Annotated in this window: 10 protein-coding genes and 1 tRNA gene; 9 read left to right on the top strand and 2 right to left on the bottom strand. The window is 52.0% G+C overall.

Annotated elements, in window-relative coordinates; translation table 11 throughout:
* Positions 1 to 352: 352 nt before the first annotated feature.
* The 6 genes from E3E26_RS02595 (at position 353) to E3E26_RS02570 (ending at position 10,013) form a co-directional block, all read left to right on the top strand.
* Positions 353 to 979 (top strand): DNA-binding protein, encoded by a 627-nt coding sequence (locus E3E26_RS02595; protein ID WP_167900119.1) that lies wholly within the window; start codon positions 353 to 355, stop codon positions 977 to 979.
* A gap of 259 nt (positions 980 to 1,238) precedes the next feature.
* Complete coding sequence (locus tag E3E26_RS02590) at positions 1,239 to 2,486, top strand: ORC1-type DNA replication protein (protein ID WP_167899770.1); 1,248 nt, start codon at positions 1,239 to 1,241, stop codon at positions 2,484 to 2,486.
* Positions 2,486 to 4,591 (top strand): DNA-directed DNA polymerase II small subunit, encoded by a 2,106-nt coding sequence (locus E3E26_RS02585; RefSeq protein ID WP_167899769.1) that lies wholly within the window; start codon positions 2,486 to 2,488, stop codon positions 4,589 to 4,591. Before E3E26_RS02590 ends, E3E26_RS02585 begins: the two co-directional genes overlap by 1 nt.
* 2 nt (positions 4,592 to 4,593) lie before the next feature.
* Positions 4,594 to 9,003, top strand: a complete 4,410-nt coding sequence (locus tag E3E26_RS02580; RefSeq protein ID WP_167899768.1) for a DNA-directed DNA polymerase II large subunit — start codon at positions 4,594 to 4,596, stop codon at positions 9,001 to 9,003.
* Between the two features lie 41 nt (positions 9,004 to 9,044).
* Complete coding sequence (locus E3E26_RS02575) at positions 9,045 to 9,743, top strand: hypothetical protein (RefSeq protein WP_167899767.1); 699 nt, start codon at positions 9,045 to 9,047, stop codon at positions 9,741 to 9,743.
* A 194-nt stretch (positions 9,744 to 9,937) separates the two neighbouring features.
* Positions 9,938 to 10,013: transfer RNA gene (locus E3E26_RS02570), tRNA-Gln, on the top strand.
* Positions 10,014 to 10,675: 662 nt separating this feature from the next.
* Here E3E26_RS02570 and tpiA read toward each other — a convergent pair.
* Positions 10,676 to 11,356 carry a triose-phosphate isomerase gene (gene tpiA, locus E3E26_RS02565; protein ID WP_167899766.1) on the bottom strand — a complete coding sequence of 227 codons (681 nt, stop codon included), beginning with the start codon at positions 11,354 to 11,356 and terminating at the stop codon, positions 10,676 to 10,678.
* Between the two features lie 112 nt (positions 11,357 to 11,468).
* Here tpiA and E3E26_RS02560 point away from each other — a divergent pair, with 112 nt between their 5' ends.
* Positions 11,469 to 11,696: a hypothetical protein gene (locus tag E3E26_RS02560; RefSeq protein ID WP_167899765.1), complete on the top strand. Its 228-nt coding sequence runs from the start codon at positions 11,469 to 11,471 to the stop codon at positions 11,694 to 11,696.
* On the opposite strand, the gene coaD is transcribed toward E3E26_RS02560, so the two are convergent.
* The gene (gene coaD, locus E3E26_RS02555) at positions 11,674 to 12,156 is read right to left on the bottom strand and encodes a phosphopantetheine adenylyltransferase (protein ID WP_167711199.1); all 483 of its coding nucleotides are present in this window, start codon (positions 12,154 to 12,156) and stop codon (positions 11,674 to 11,676) included. The two genes, E3E26_RS02560 and coaD, sit on opposite strands and share 23 nt — an antisense overlap.
* Before the next feature lie 72 nt (positions 12,157 to 12,228).
* On the opposite strand from coaD, the gene E3E26_RS02550 reads away from it, so the two are divergent.
* Together E3E26_RS02550 and E3E26_RS02545 are read left to right on the top strand one after the other, a co-directional pair.
* Positions 12,229 to 13,434 (top strand): hypothetical protein, encoded by a 1,206-nt coding sequence (locus E3E26_RS02550; RefSeq protein ID WP_167899764.1) that lies wholly within the window; start codon positions 12,229 to 12,231, stop codon positions 13,432 to 13,434.
* Complete coding sequence (locus E3E26_RS02545) at positions 13,435 to 14,751, top strand: acetate--CoA ligase family protein (protein WP_167899763.1); 1,317 nt, start codon at positions 13,435 to 13,437, stop codon at positions 14,749 to 14,751.
* Positions 14,752 to 14,762 lie beyond the last annotated feature (11 nt).

Raw genomic sequence — 14,762 nt, 5'->3', positions numbered from 1 at the left:
CGAAATTGTAAAGAAGACGGGAGAGTTTCACCAAAAACGGAATGATAGTATAGGAGTAGCCAAAGTCCTCCTCCACAGGAAACAGAACTCTGGGGGACTACAAAACCGTTTAATGTTCTGGTTTGTGTTTAATATGTATGTTTGCCCAAATGGTACAATTTGGAACGTCAGTGTATACAGTCTTCTGCCCAAAAATGTTCATTCTTCTTTCAGTGGAAATGTCCTCTTGGATGCTATTGTTCATTTTCGAATGTAAACCTTCGATGCACTATTATGTTCTTTGACCCCTTCAGTTTCCGCTGGAGCGATACCGTTATTAAGTTTCGAATCAAAAGTTCCCTTGGTGATTCCAGTGGAAGATATTGAGAATCAAGTTCTCAGCTGGCTTAGGGAGGGTGACGACAACGCTAAGGACATCGTGGACCTCCCCTGGGTCATAAAAAACGTCGGTCAGAACGCTTATGTTGCTGAGCACCCCCGTATGCCGTTTAGCCTTCTCGTGATGTTCTCCGACGACTTCGTCCATCTGATAGTTCCTCTTCGTCTGGAGACCCTCTCCATGACAAAAGACGAGCGCTTGAAGGTGTATCACACGCTTCTCCTGCTCAATGATAGGGTCAACCTCATGAAATTCACACTCTCCGGAATGAACGATGAGATATACCTCCGCGTGGACCTCGACAAGAAATCCTTGGGCAAGGCCGAGTTCAACGACGCCCTGACGTCCCTTCTGATAGGTCTTCAATCGGCCGTCGAGGCCCTTGGCTTGGAGGAGGCCTTTGCCCAGGATGTGTTCGACCGCCTTGTCTGGATGATCTTTGAGAGGCTTCAGAAAGGGGCTACCCGGGAAGAACTTCTCCGCTTCTTGGTGGTTAAAGTCGGAATGCCCGAAGCTGATGCCAAACAGCTGCTTAAAGAGATATTTGAGGCCCAGGAAGAGGCCAACTCTCGTGAACAGGACAACACAATATATCTCTGACGATTTTCCTGTTGGCTCTCTGTTCTTTTTACATCCCTCTGTTCAACAAGGCATATAAACCCCTGGGGCTCACTACCTATGCTTTCCTCTGTATCCGGTGCTTCCTGTGGAGCACATGTTTAGCGTTCATAATCCAGATGATAAAGTCGCATGATTTACAATTATTGTCGTTAAAATTGTCATATGTTCCAACTGTGATTCGGAGCTCTGTACAATAATCACTGCTGGAGCTGGATTTCCAGTGGAATGGGTGGTGCTGATGGACGACAATTACCTTGATTCAATCTTCGAGAAGTATCTTCATGCCAAGAAGATTTTCAAAAATAAGGAGGTTTTAAGGCATAGCTATACACCCAGAGAGCTTCCTCACAGGCGCGAGCAGATTGAAAACCTTGCGCACATCCTTGTTCCGGTTCTTAGAGGTGAAACTCCTTCCAACGTTTTCGTCTACGGCAAAACAGGTACTGGTAAGACCGTCACCATAAAGTTCGTCACAGAGGAGCTGAAGAAGATATCTCAAAAGTACAACGTTCCCGTTGATGTTATCTATGTCAACTGCGAGATAGTTGATACACAGTACCGCGTTCTCGCCAACATTGTGAACTACTTCCGCGAGGAGAGCGGCGTTGAAGTTCCGCTCGTAGGATGGCCGACCGATGAGGTGTACTCCAAGCTCAAGGCTGTCATAGACGCCAAAGAGCGCTTCGTCATCATAGTCCTCGATGAGATTGACAAACTCATCAAAAAGAGCGGTGACGATATTCTTTACTCTCTCACGAGGATAAACACCGAACTTCACCGGGCGAAGGTTAGCATAATCGGTATATCCAACGACCTCAAGTTCAAGGACTACCTGGACCCACGCGTTCTCTCAAGTCTAAGCGAGGAGGAGGTTGTCTTCCCACCCTATGACGCCAACCAGCTGCGGGATATACTCATGCAGCGTGCGAAGGATGCCTTCAACGAGGGTGTTCTCGATGACGGTGTAGTTCCCCTCTGTGCCGCCTTGGCAGCCCGCGAGCATGGTGATGCAAGGCGCGCCCTCGACCTGCTCCGCGTCGCTGGAGAAATAGCCGAGCGCGAAGGGGCGAGCAAGGTAACCGAGCGCCACGTCTGGAAGGCCCAGGAGAAGATAGAGCAGGACACCATGGAGGAGGTCATAAAGACCCTTCCGCTCCACTCAAAGGTTCTCCTCTATGCTATAGTTCTCCTGGACGAGAACGGCGAGTTGCCCGCAAACACTGGCGACGTCTATTCTGTCTACAAGTCCCTATGTGACCACATAGATCTTGAACCGCTAACTCAGAGGCGTGTGAGTGATTTAATAAATGAACTAGACATGCTCGGCATCATAAACGCCAAGGTTGTCAGCAAGGGCCGCTATGGTAGAACCAAAGAGATAAGGCTCAACGTAACTCCTTATAAGGTCAAGAACATATACCGTCATGATCATCAGCTCCAGACGGTGCTCACTATAAGCATGTCCCGCCAGAGGAGGCTGCTCTGATGGGCTTGATTGAGGATTTAATGGCTAACAACTATCTAATCACCCCGTCGGCCTATTACCTTCTCGTTGATGGCTATAAGAAGGACTTTACTCTCGCGGAGCTCATCAAGTTCGCTAAGGCGAGGGGTACCTTTGTAATAGACGCCACTATTGCCAGGGAGTTTCTCATGGAAAAGGGCATGGCTCCATTGGAAAATTCGATCTCTTCTTCTGCAGAATCCCACCCCCATGCTGAAGAGCAAATTTCGGATGATATGGCTTCTGAAGCGGAAATGCCTACTGAAATACCTGGAACTGCCGAATCATCTGCTATGCGTGGAGAAATGTCTGAACCAACAACTGTGGTTGTTGTTCATGATACTGGCGAAGAGACGTCTATTTCCACTGGAACCTCCTCTGAAAGCGGGGGTGATATGTCTGAAATGGGTCCGTCGGGGCAAGAAGAGCCCGACTTTTCTGGGGGGGAGAGTTATATTTCTACTGGAACTCTGGGGGAATCCCCCCTCGTAGGCGACTCTGAATCTGAAACCGAAGTCATGGCTGCCTCCCTTTCGGAGGTTGCTGATGAAACCCTTCCAGTGGAAGGGGAGATTTCAGTCGAAGAGACTCCGACTGAAAATGACAATGGTTATGCCCACGGCTACGCGAACAGTGAGGAGACTGATAATGACGTCAAGCCGAAGATAGTTTACGGTGACTACGGTGTCCCGATAGCCTACGTCGAGGAGGTTCCCGAAGAGGAGAAGAGTTATTCCGTCTATTCTGACTTTAGGGTATCCCCAAAGGAGGGCTTCCACTACAGGGCCAAAGAGATTCCCGATGATTACGAGATTGCCTTCGATGTCAAGAACGTCAAGTTCACCCTTCCAAAGGCTAAGGACGCCCGGGGCAAGGAAGGGGAGATAATAATCAAGGTCTATGCGGACTACTTCAGGAGCAGGCTCAAGAAGATGCGCCGCATTCTCCGCGAGAATCCGGAGATAGGTAGTGTGATAGACATAGCCAAGCTAAGTTACGTTAGAACCGATGAGGACGTCACGATAATCGGCCTCGTGAACTCCAAGAGGGAGACTGCTAAGGGTTTCATGTTCGAGGTTGAGGACAACACGGGAATAATCAAGGTCTTCATAAACCGCAACAACGAGGACTCGAAGAAGTTCTTCGAGATAATGCCCGACGCTGTGGTGGCCTTCAAGGGCCGCTACTCTGGAAGGGGCATCTTCTTCGCGGATAAGATTTACCTGCCGGACGTTCCAAAGTTCAAGCGCGAAAAGCCACCCCTCGAAGAAAAGGTCTACGCTGTTCTGCTCAGTGACATCCACGTCGGAAGCAATAAGTTCTGCGAGAAAGCCTTTATGCGCTTCCTTGAGTGGCTCAACGGAGATGTCAACAACAGGGCCGAGGAGGAGCTCGTGAGCCGGATTAAGTACATGATAATCGCTGGCGACGTCGTTGATGGCATAGGCATCTATCCCGGCCAGTACAACGAGCTTGCTATCCCTGACATTTTCGATCAGTACGAGGCTTTGGCGAACCTCCTCTCCAACGTGCCGGACCATATAACAATGTTCATTGGCCCGGGCAACCACGATGCGGCCAGAACAGCCCTTCCTCAGCCGGGCTTTTACGAAGAATACGCCAGACCACTCCTTAAGCTCAAGAACGCGGTCATAATAAGCAATCCCGCGGTGGTAAGGCTTCACGGCAGGGACTTTCTCATAGCTCACGGAAGGGGGATAGAGGACGTCGTTAGCTTTATCCCGAACAGAACCCACCACAGGCCTGCGGAGGCAATGCTCGACCTCCTCAAGCTCCGCCACCTTGCACCCACCTTCGGTGAGAAGGTGCCAATAGCTCCGGATCCGGAGGATACCCTTGTCATAGACAGCGTTCCAGACCTCTTCCAGGCCGGCCACGTCCACGTTATGCAGTATAAGATTTACAACGGCGTCTTTTTGATAAACACCGGCACATGGCAGGCTCAGACGGAGTTCCAGAAGATGGTGAACATCGTTCCTACCCCGGCAAGGGTTCCAATAATCGATGTGGAAACCGCCCGTTTGAGGGCTGTTGTGCACTTTGACCAGTACTGTGAGGGTGTTTGACAATGGCCGAGCTTTATTCTGAAGAAATGAAGGCTTACTTTGAATCTCTCCAGCGCGAGATCGACAGGGCCTACGAGATAGCGAGAAAGGCCCGCGCCCAGGGTAAGGATCCGAGCACCGATGTTGAGGTTCCTCAAGCTACTGACATGGCCGGTCGTGTCGAAAGCCTCGTTGGCCCTCCAGGCGTTGCCGAGAGGATTAGGGCGCTCGTCAAAGAGTATGGAAAGGAACTGGCCGCCCTTAAGGTCGTTGACGAGATAATAGATGGCAAATTCGGTGACCTTGGGAGCAAGGAGAAATACGCAGAGCAGGCGGTAAGGACGGCCCTTGCTATTCTCACTGAGGGCATCGTCTCCGCCCCGCTGGAAGGAATAGCCGACGTTAAAATCAAGCGCAACGAGTGGGCTGATGGGAGTGAGTACTTAGCCCTCTACTATGCCGGGCCAATAAGAAGCTCTGGTGGAACGGCCCAGGCTTTGAGTGTTCTCGTTGGCGATTACGTGAGAAAAAAGCTCGGCCTCGACAGGTTCAAGCCGAGCGAGAAGCACATTGAGAGAATGGTTGAGGAGATAGACCTCTACCACCGGGCAGTTACGAGGCTCCAGTATCATCCGGAGGCAGACGAAGTAAGACTTGCCATGAAGAACATCCCCATAGAGATAACCGGCGAAGAGACCGACAAGGTTGAAGTTTCCCACCGCGATGTCCCTGGAGTGGAGACCAACCACCTGCGCGGCGGTGCAATCCTCGTTCTTGCTGAAGGTGTCCTCCAGAAGGCCAAGAAGCTCGTCAAGTACATTGACAAGATGGGCATAGAGGGCTGGGACTGGATAAAGGAGTTCGTCGAGGCGAAGGAGAAAGGCAAAGCTGAGGTCAAGGAAGAGAAGGTCGAGAGCGCCGGTGAAGAAGCTCCCACTGAGAAAGTTGAGGAGAAAATTGAGAAGGGCTTCTACTACGAACTCTACGAGAAGTTCAGGGCTAATATCGCCCCCAACAAGAAGTACACGAAGGAGATAATCGGTGGCAGGCCGCTCTTCGCCGAACCCTCCACTAACGGTGGCTTCAGGCTTAGATACGGCCGTTCGAGGGTTAGTGGCTTCGCAACCTGGAGCGTCAATCCTGCAACCATGCTCATCCTCGACGAGTTCATAGCCATAGGCACGCAGATGAAGACTGAACGCCCCGGAAAGGGCTGTATCGTAACCCCCGCAACCACCGTCGAAGGCCCGATAGTCAAGCTCAAGGATGGCTCGGTTATCCGGGTTGACGACTATCAAACCGCCCTCAAAATCCGCGACAAAATCGAGGAGATACTCTACGTCGGCGACGCCCTTGTTAACTTCGGCGACTTTGTTGAGAACAATCAGACTCTCTTGCCTGCCAACTACGCTGAAGAATGGTGGATTCAGGAGTTTGCTAAAGCCATCGTGGATATCTACGAGGTCGAGCTGAAGCCCTTCGAGGACAACCCACGCGAGGCGGTAGAAGAGGCCGCTGAATACATCGAGCTTGATCCTGACTTCCTTGAAAGGCTCCTTAAAGACCCTCTTCGCGTCAGGCCGAGCATTGAAGAAGCCATACACATCTCCAAGGTTCTCGACATTCCCTTCCACCCCTACTACACCCTCTACTGGAACACACTAAAGCCGGAGGAAGTCGAGGAGCTCCAGAAGGCCCTTCTCGGCGCCCAAATCGGGTGGGACGAGCACATGAAGAACAAGTTCGCGAGAAAAGTCATCCTCGACAACGACTCGAAGATAAAGCGCTACCTCGAGCTTTTGGGCCTTCCGCACCGATTGGAGCGGACGGAAGATCGGAAGAAGGTTATCATAATCGAATATCCCTGGAGTGCCGCATTACTGACTCCTCTCGGCAACCTCGAGTGGGAATTCAAGGCCAAGCCCTTCCACACAGTAATTGACATCATCAACAAGGGCAACAGGATTAAGCTCCGCGACAGGGGCATAAGCTGGATCGGCGCGAGAATGGGCAGGCCTGAGAAGGCCAAAGAGAGGAAGATGAAGCCGCCCGTTCAGGTGCTCTTCCCGATAGGCCTCGCCGGCGGAAGCTCCCGTGATATAAAGAAGGCCGCTGAAGAAGGAAAGACCACAGAGGTGGAGATAGCCTTCTTCAAGTGTCCAAAATGCGGCCACGTTGGGCCAGAACATATATGTCCTAGCTGCGGAACGAGGAAAGAGCTTCTCTGGCACTGCCCGAAGTGCAACACTGATTATCCTGAGGGTGAGGCCGATAACTTCGACTTCCGGTGTCCGAAGTGTGGGATCGAGCTCAAGCCCTACACCAGGCGGAGGATAAAACCCTCTGAGCTTCTCCGCGCTGCCATGGAGAACGTCAAGGTCTACGGCATAGACAAGCTCAAGGGCGTCCAGGGAATGACCTCGGGCTACAAGATGGCTGAACCTTTAGAGAAAGGCCTACTCAGGGCCAAGAACGACGTTTACGTCTTTAAAGATGGTACAATTCGTTTCGACGCCACCGATGCCCCGATAACCCACTTCAAGCCGAGAGAGATAGGTGTAAGCGTTGAGAAGCTCCGCGAGCTTGGCTACACCCACGACTTCGAGGGCAAACCGTTAGAGCGAGACGACCAGATAGTCGAGCTCAAGGTGCAGGACGTAATCCTCTCCTACGAGGCTGGCAGGTACCTCCTCAAAGTCGCACGCTTCATAGATGACCTGCTTGAGAAGTTCTACGGACTGCCGAGGTTCTACAACGCCGAGAAGATGGAGGATTTGATAGGCCACCTCGTCATCGGTCTTGCTCCCCACACGTCTGCCGGAATCATTGGCAGGATAATAGGCTTTTCCGACGTGCTGGTTGGTTATGCTCACCCGTATTATCATGCCGCGAAGAGAAGGAACTGCTTCCCTGGCGACACGAGGATACTCGTCCAGATTGACGGAATGCCAATGAGGATAACGCTTAGAGAGCTCTACGAGCTCTTCGAGGATGAGCACTACGAGAACATGGTTTACGTCAGAAGGAAGCCGAAGGTTGATGTCAAAGTTTACTCCTTTGACCCAGAGAGCGGAAAGGTCGTTCTGACAGATATCGAGGATGTCATCAAAGCTCCAAGCACTGACCACACCATTCGCTTCGAGCTTGAGTTGGGAAGGGCCTTTGAGACAACCGTTGACCATCCGGTTCTTGTCTACGAAAACGGGAAATTCATAGAGAAGAGGGCATTTGAGGTCAAGGAGGGCGATTTGATTCCTGTTTTTGAAAATGGGCTTTCTACCCTTCAGATTGGGGACGTTAGCCTTCTTAGAGTCACTGAAGTTCAGTACATTAAACCTCCCGACGACTTCGTGTACTCGCTAAGTGCCTCGAAGTATCATACTATAATAATTAGTAATAATATTACTACAGCAAATTGTGATGGCGACGAAGATGCAGTAATGCTCCTCCTCGATGCCCTCCTGAACTTCAGCAAGTACTACCTGCCCGAAAAGCGCGGTGGAAAGATGGACGCGCCGCTGGTCGTTACCACCCGCCTTGACCCGCGCGAGGTTGACAGCGAGGTTCACAACATGGACGTTGTCAGGTATTATCCACTCGAGTTTTACGCGGCCACTTACGAGATGAAATCGCCCAAGGAGATAAAGTTCATCGAGCGCGTTGAGGACCGCCTAGGAAAGCCCGAGATGTACGAAGGCATAAAATTCACCCACGACACTGATGACATCGGCCTCGGCCCGAAGATGAGCCTGTACAAACAGCTCGGCGACATGGAGGAGAAGGTCGCCCGCCAGCTGGCTTTGGCGGAGCGTATTCGCGCAGTTGACGAGCACCACGTTGCCGAGACGATAATCAACTCCCACCTCGTTCCAGATCTGAGGGGCAACCTCAGGAGCTTCACCAGACAGGAGTTCCGCTGCGTCAAGTGCAACACGAAGTACCGGAGGCCACCGCTCACCGGCAAGTGCCCCAAGTGCGGCGGCAAAATCGTCCTGACCGTCAGTAAAGGTGCAATTGAGAAGTACCTGCCGACGGCCAAGATGTTGGTTACGCGGTACAACGTGCTGGACTACACGAGGCAGAGGATATGCATGACAGAAAAGGACATCAAGAGCCTCTTTGAGAACGTCTTTCCGGAGAGGCAGAGGACTTTGATGGGCTTCTCTGCTGACATCTGCGAGAAGATGATAAAGGCTAGGACCGGCAAGTCTAACGGCAGGAACGGTTACCTTGACGAGCTTAAGGCCAACGGGAAGCTCAAGAAAAAGGCTGAGAAGTCAAAAGCTGAGACGAAATCTGAAAAGAAGTCTAAAAAAGCTGAGAAAAAGACCAAGCCTTCTGAAGGTCTTGAGAAGGACATCAGGAAGGAGAAGTCCAAGATGAAGAAGCCCAAGAAGGGCATAAGCCTGGACGAGTTCTTCGGCGGCAGTTAGGCCGATAACCATATATATTATTATGACTTTCCTTCCTTTTGATGAGACTGCCTACACAACACCAGTTCAAACTGCTCCCCAGCGTCGCCTACCTCCGCGTGCAGAAGCAGGTCTTCCTAGGCTATTCCATGCCCCTGGCCGGATGGGTAGGGGAGTATCTGATAAACTACCAGAAGCTCCCGCGGCCGAACTTCCTAAACCGTGCAATGGCCAAGCTGGGCTTTTCTCTGGCCGGTGAAGAAAGGGACGACCGTTACATCACTCAGTTCTTTACTAAGGGTAGCGTTTCGATAAGCGCGAGCTGGGACGTCGAGCGGGAAAATCTCTTCCTTCAGATTATTCCCCTCCGCTCAAGGCTCTCCCGCGGCTTAACGATCCGCGCGGAGTACATCGAGTTCTACGATCAGTACGTGGTCAGTATAGAGCCGACAGGAAAGCTCCCGCCTGGTGTTAAGAGCATCGGAATAAACGCCCTGATTTTGGAGGACTTTTATCCCATCGAAACGCCCTACTGGGGCATGCTCCACGAGGACTGGGAGGCCGAGCTTAATCTCCTCGTGATGAAGGATGAGGTCTATGATTCCCTCCAGCGTGAGGAGTACCGCTGTCCGGTCTGCTTTTCCCCACTGAGTGAGGAGAACGGCGTTCTTAAGTGCACCCGCTGCGGCTTCGTCTACGCTCCGGAGAACGACTTCGAGCGTGTCATGGAGAGCTTCAGCGTGGAGGAGTTCGCCTTCTAGCAAACTTTGCTTGCGCAAAGTTTGATCAAAAAGTTTGCCTCTATTTCAAAGGCGAGAGAACTGAAGCGTGCAATTTTAGAGGGGACAGTGGACAATCGCACACCAATCAAAGCTTGGAGAGCAAGGGGTCAGGGGTGTTGGCTTACTTGTGGGCTTAAGGTTTATAAGCTCTTTCTTAGCTTTTCCTATCGGGCAGCCCCGTGGTGTAGCGGCCAAGCATGCGGGACTTTGGATCCCGCGACCCGGGTTCGAATCCCGGCGGGGCTACCAATACAAACTTCGCCTTCGCGACGTTGAAGCGAAGCTTCAACGCACGGGACGATAGTCCCGTTGAGTTTGATCAAGGTTCATAGCTCCTTCTCAAAATCCTATTCCAGAGCGTGATTGCTGTTAGATTGGTCTCTGGGGTGTTGGAATCCATTAAAGCCTACCCTTTTGTGAGGAGTTCACTTTCAACCGACGCCCGAAGGGCGTCAACAAGGAGGAACTCCTTTTAACTCGCAGGTTGAGAAGATTCCAAGTTAAGAGCGTCCTATCAAGAAGTAATCACACTCAAATACCCCAAATTTTCCAAGAGCTACAAACTTTTGGTGAAGCTTTTCCCAAAAGCTTCGGCGCTGGCGGAAAAATTCTGACTGCTTCTAAAAATGATGATTTTTGAGTGTGCACTCCTTCAAAAAGGCGATTTAAGTTGGATTTCTTCTTAACTGGCCAATTTTCAAGAAGTCTCTCAAAGTACGACGCCCAAAGGGCGTCAAAAAGAAAAGCAGACTCCAAATTAAAGTCTCCTGTTAAATGGAAATCCCCTCGAACTTGCAGAATTTAGAGGGGCACTCATCCAAAGGAACATTTTATCGGGCAGTCTCAACTTTGATCAGGCTTTGCTTTGCAAAGGTTGTCCGCATCGGCGTTGAAAATTTTAAGAGAAAAGCTCAGACAATCAGCGACACCAAATCCCTTATCGCCTTCTCCGGGTCTTTTGCCTTAGTAACACCACTCGCGAGGAGAACGCCAACGCTTCCGAGCTCCAAAGCCTTCTTGACGTCCTCTCCAGTGGAAATACCCGCGCCAGTCAAAACCTTGACCTCTGGGTTTACTCTCCTGACGAGCTCGACGGTGTCGGTTATGACTTCCGGCTTGGCCTTGCTGACTGGAATGCCAGTTCCTATCAGTTCGGGCGGTTCAACTGCGACGTAATCTGGTCCCAGAGCGGCGATAGCGGCGCTGACTGCTGGGTTGTTGGAGCAGACCATCGTCATCAATCCAACTTCCTCGGCGCGTCTTATGGCCGCTTCAAGGTCTGCTAAGATCATCCTGTTCTCCGAATGGTTGAGGAGAGTTCCGACGGCCCCGGCTTCCTTAACTGCCTCCGGGAGGACGTGGCCGGTGTGGCTTCCCGGTTTAATCGGGTCTATATGCTGAGCAAAGACCGGAATCTCGACCTCCTGGGCAATTCTGTAAAGGTCAGCCAGCTGCGGCGCGACCACTATGGTTATTCCAGTCTCCTTCCAGACCTTCTCGGCGGCCTTGGCGATCTCAAGGGCTCTCTCGCCCGTGGCCTCGATGTACGTCTTGAAGTTTATCGCTATTATCGGCTCCTTCAGCTTCGTCATAGATATCACCAGGAGTGAATTAACGCTCAACTCTTAAATTCTTTCCTGGTGAGGAACTTTTCCTCGGACCCGGTTGGGACTTTTAATATTTTGAAAAAAGGTTGCTGGAAAGATGCTCCTGAATCCGGAGGGATTATTCTACTTCAGGTTGGGGGTAATAGGGAAGACTCTCCTGAGAGTCAAGATGCCAATCCTAAGGGGCCTTATTGAAGCCCACCACCCTTTCTGCCCGCCGGATATGGGGTTCCTCGTTGGAGCCCTCACCCTCGGGAGGGGGAGGAGGTCAGATGGAGTATGTATCAATAACATGGGGAGCATTACGGTGAATCTCTCTTCCTAGGGTTTCCGAGCGGGTCGATGAGGCCTGCCCTGATCAGGGAGGAGCTTATCTTCGCCCCGAGGCTGCTCCTTACGATCCCTATGGTCACTATCTCGAGGGGCTTCAGGCCCCTCTCTTCTCTGGCTCTGTTCACTATGAGTGCCCCTTTGTAGGTCTCCTCACTGACGACTATGGCGTCAAGGCTTTTCATCTTATCCGCGAAGCCTATGGCCGTGTGTATCTTGATGATCCTGTAGTTGGAGTAGCCGTTAACCTCGAAGAACTTGAGCAGATCCCTCAGGCGGAGCTCGTAGGGAAGGATTTTATCTGCGTGGGGCTTGTTCCTCACCATCTCGTCGGCGGTCAGTCCAACATAGACGTACTTCCCCACTTCGAAGGCCTTCCTCAGCAACGCCTTATGCCCGAGATGGAGCCTGTCAAAGGTCCCTCCGACGACCACTTTGCGGTACTTTTTCCTCATGGGCTGAAATTAGGCTGAAGAACCAATAAGCTTTTTTATCAACCTCCAGAGATTTTTCCTGGAGGTGGTAGAATGAAGAAGCTCATCGCGTTCATTCTGACAGTTCTTCTTCTCACGCCCCTGGTCAGTGAGGTCAATGCCGCTGGGAACCCACAGCCCCTTTTCAAGGTCGAGATTATGATTCGGGTCTCACCGGTGGTCATAAACGGCTCTTCCACCTGGATGGGCCAGTTCAGGATATACGCCACCCTCAAGGATCCGGGTTACAGAGCCTATTTTGACTACCTCGCCACAAACAACACGACGAAGGCAAACGAGGAGTTCCGGTCATTTGTCAAGCAGCTGATTTACGACAACCTGAAGAACAACTTCAAGGATCGTTTTGAGGCCAAAGGCATTAACAGCACGATTTACCTCCCCTCCGGGGGTCCGGTTAAAGTTCTCGACAACTGGTCTGCGGTCGTTACCTTTGCTCTCTCAAACTTCCTTGTCAGTGATGGGAAAATCATCAGCTGTCCTCTCAGCGGCCCGATGGACTTCGTATTTAAGGGCCACGTTTTCGACTACAGCTGGGACAAGCTGACGCTCGTGCTTCCGAAGGACTACGAGGTGAAAAACCTTGCTCCTGCTCCCGACGACTTCAGTGACAACGTCGCCGTCTGGACTAACGGCGACTTCATACCCCTAATAGAGCTTTACACCCCCGTGTATTCTTATGTGATATTTCTGAACTCGACCAGGAAGGAGATATCGCTCCAGTACGACCCCCACGAGGGCTACGTTCAGTTTAATGCCACATTTACCGGTGCCAACGCAACGCCCGTGGTTATCGATCAGCTCCTCTCGAGCTTCAAGGCCACGATGGACATAATAAGCCTGGACACCCGCCAGGAGAACGGCACCTTGGTTGTCATAGGTGTGGCAAAACCCAAGGTGGCCTACAGGGAGACCTCCTCCGAAAAGATATGGGAGGCCCTTCTTAAACTGCCCGGGTCGTTTGACAGGGTTTCAGTGGTGGGCGGCACCTACAAGATGGCTCCCGACAACACCATCGTAATCACTGTGACTGAGAAAAAGACGAGCCGTCTGCCTTACATCTGGGCGGGCCTGATTCTGGTTGTCGTTCTCGGAATATTCTGGATCAAGAGGCGTGGGACATCTTCAGAGGAGCCAGAGCAGCCAACTGGAGAAGAGAGTGGGGCTGTTGAAGAAGGAAGCACTGAAAATGAAAAAGTCGAGGAGCCGAATGATGAAACCTCCGAACCTGGAGGTGAGTAAATGGATTTCTTCTTTTATCCCAAGAGCGTCGCGGTCTTTGGCTCCTTTAAGGTGGGTGCGATAGCCTACGAGATTCTCAGGAACATCGTCGAAGGTGGCTTTGATGGGAAGATAGTTCTAGTCAACCCGAAGGGTGGAACCGTTGAGGTCGCGGGGAAAGCCTTTGAAATTCGCCCGAAGCTGGAGGAGCCCGTTGATACTGCCATAATTGCCATTCCGGCGAAGTTCGTTCCATCGCTCATAGACGAGATTGGTGAACTAATCAAGGGTGCCGTCGTCATAAGTGCTGGCTTTTCCGAAGTCGGAAACGTTGAGCTTGAACGCGAGCTCGTCGAGAAAGCCAGAAAGCATGGCGTTAGAATCATCGGTCCTAACTGCGCCGGCATCTTCGGCGTCCACGGCAAGTTTTTCGGCTCCTTTGAGGTTCGCGTTAATCCCGGTGGACTGGCGCTCATAAGTCAGAGCGGCGCCTTCGGCGGTGCCGCTTTGGCGATGGGCAACGACGAGGGAATAGGCTTCTCGGCCTTCGTCTCTTATGGAAACGCGGCCGACCTGAACGAGAGCGACTTTCTGAGGTACTTTGCAGACGACGAAAACACGAAGGCCATAGCACTCTACATTGAGGGCGTTAGGGACGGGAGGCGCTTCATGGAGGCCCTCCGCTATGCGGCTAGCAAAAAGCCTGTGATAATCCTCAAGGCTGGAAAGAGCAAGAGTGGTGCAAGGGCAGCCGCTTCACACACCGGCTCGCTCGCCGGAAGCTACGAGATTTATAGGGCGGCCTTCAAGCAGGCCGGCGCCATAGAGGTTGAGGAGATGGAAGAGCTATTCGACGCGGCGAAGGCCTTTGAGATGTACGAGAAAGCCGGGAGGCGCGTTGCCGTGATTACTAATTCTGGCGGGCCCGGTGTTCTCGCCACCGACAAGCTTGAGAGCCTCGGTCTCGAAATAGCCCAGCTAAGCGATGAAACCGTTGAAGAGCTCCACTCGTTCCTTCCACCGCAGTGCTCGGTTAAGAACCCGATAGACCTCATAGCCGACGCGGACTACGAGCGCTACAAGAAAACGATTGAGATTGTCTGCAGGGACGGGAACGTCGATGCTTTGCTGGTAATCTGCGTCCCGCCGATATTCATCCCGAGCGAAGAGATAGCGAAGGCCGTAATCGACGCCGAGTGCGACAAGCCAGTGATAGTGAACTTCATGGCCGGAGAGCTCGTCAGGGATGGGGTTAAGCTGCTGGAGGGAAGTGGGATAAAGAACTTCCCGACGCCGGAGAGGGCGGCCAAAGCTTTGGCGTGGCTCTCCCGCCGCTGAGGCTTTTAACT

It is taken from the genome of Thermococcus sp. LS1 (assembly GCF_012027395.1).
In the GTDB taxonomy this organism is placed as follows: Archaea; Methanobacteriota_B; Thermococci; order Thermococcales; family Thermococcaceae; genus Thermococcus.
The sequence above is the reverse complement of the archived record's forward strand: the minus strand, read 5'-3'. Positions and strand labels throughout refer to the sequence as shown.

Bases quoted from the DNA above. Each gene is read 5' to 3' on its own strand.
- E3E26_RS02590 (WP_167899770.1), top strand. From the start codon at position 1,239: ATGGACGACAATTACCTTGATTCAATCTTCGAGAAGTATCTTCATGCC.
- E3E26_RS02585 (WP_167899769.1), top strand. From the start codon at position 2,486: ATGGGCTTGATTGAGGATTTAATGGCTAACAACTATCTAATCACCCCG.
- E3E26_RS02580 (WP_167899768.1), top strand. From the start codon at position 4,594: ATGGCCGAGCTTTATTCTGAAGAAATGAAGGCTTACTTTGAATCTCTC.
- E3E26_RS02575 (WP_167899767.1), top strand. From the start codon at position 9,045: ATGAGACTGCCTACACAACACCAGTTCAAACTGCTCCCCAGCGTCGCC.
- tpiA (WP_167899766.1), bottom strand. From the start codon at position 11,356: ATGACGAAGCTGAAGGAGCCGATAATAGCGATAAACTTCAAGACGTAC.
- E3E26_RS02560 (WP_167899765.1), top strand. From the start codon at position 11,469: ATGCTCCTGAATCCGGAGGGATTATTCTACTTCAGGTTGGGGGTAATA.
- coaD (WP_167711199.1), bottom strand. From the start codon at position 12,156: ATGAGGAAAAAGTACCGCAAAGTGGTCGTCGGAGGGACCTTTGACAGG.
- E3E26_RS02550 (WP_167899764.1), top strand. From the start codon at position 12,229: ATGAAGAAGCTCATCGCGTTCATTCTGACAGTTCTTCTTCTCACGCCC.
- E3E26_RS02545 (WP_167899763.1), top strand. From the start codon at position 13,435: ATGGATTTCTTCTTTTATCCCAAGAGCGTCGCGGTCTTTGGCTCCTTT.